Annotated in this window: 1 pseudogene; it reads left to right on the forward strand. The window is 39.5% G+C overall.

From position 1 onward, the window contains the following. Positions 1 to 98 precede the first annotated feature (98 nt). Positions 99 to 1,127, forward strand: a pseudogene (locus tag GGR21_RS20755) (IS481 family transposase); the annotation flags it as partial. Positions 1,128 to 1,351: the final 224 nt, after the last annotated feature.

Below are 1,351 nucleotides of genomic sequence, written 5' to 3' on the forward strand. Positions count from 1 at the left end.
TGAAATAGTTTCGATCTGATCTGACAGTTAAAGGGCAAACAATTAAGTTTGTATTGCTAGATAAAACCAAAAGTTTAACCCTTTAAAATGTCAGAAAAATGAGTTTAGAAACAAAAGTAATTAAAAGCCGTTTAGGATTGCTATCCTTAGCAGAAGAATTAGGTAATGTATCAAGAGCCTGCAAGTATTTAGGTTATAGTCGTGAGACTTTCTATCGTTACAAAGACCTTTTTGACGAAGGTGGTGAGCAAGCTCTCAAGGATATGAATCGCCGAGTTCCCAATGTAAAGAATCGTATTGAAGCTCATGTCGAAGAGCGAGTAGTGGCTTTTGCCATTGAAAATCCAGCATTTGGGCAAACCAGAGCTTCTAATGAACTTAAGAAAGAAGGTTTATTTGTCTCCCCCTGTGGTGTGCGTTGCGTATGGCTCCGCCATGATTTGGAGACTTTCCAAAAGCGCCTCAAAGCACTTGAGTCCAAAGTTGCACAAGAAGGTTTAATTCTTACAGAATCACAAGTTGTCGCTTTGGAGAAAGCTAAAGAAGAAAAAGTAGCCCATGGCGAAATAGAAACACATCATCCGGGCTTTTTGGGCGCACAAGACACTTATTACGTTGGTTATATCAAAGGTGTGGGCAAAATCTTCCAACAAACCTTTATCGACACGTATTCCAAAGTAGCTACAGCAAAGCTCTATGACCGTAAATTAGCATTAGTTGCCGCAGATATGCTCAATGATAGGGTTATCCCAATGTATGACCAATATGGTATTCCTCTGATGCGTATTTTGACAGACAGAGGAACTGAATATTGCGGAGCAAGGGAGCATCACGAGTTTCAGCTATATTTGGCTATTGAAGACATTGATCATACCAAGACCAAAGCTAAAAGCCCTCAAACAAATGGAATCTGTGAACGCTTCCATAGAACAATGCAGGATGAGTTCTATGCTACAGCATTCCGTAAAAAGATTTACAATACCATTGATGAGTTACAGGCTGACCTTGATATTTGGTTGGAGTATTATAACAACGAAAGACCTCATACCGGTAAACATTGTTATGGTAAAACACCGATGCAAACTTGGAACGACAGCCTACATCTGGCAAATGATAAGTTATTATCCAATCATTATCAAAATGTTGTATCTTTGCCACTGTCAGGTCAAGAGGAAACGGGCTCTGCTGAGGAGCAACCCGTCAGCAATAACCTGACTGACTGGAATGGTCTAGGGGGACCAAAATCCCCCTCAAATTATTTAACTATTCCAAGAAATTATGGCTTAGAAAAACCTAATATTAAACCTTGAAAATTTTGCCCTACTGTCAGATCTAGTCTAAACTTTTACAC

Origin of the sequence: Dysgonomonas hofstadii (assembly GCF_014196915.1) — a bacterium.
Lineage (GTDB): Bacteria > Bacteroidota > Bacteroidia > Bacteroidales > Dysgonomonadaceae > Dysgonomonas > Dysgonomonas hofstadii.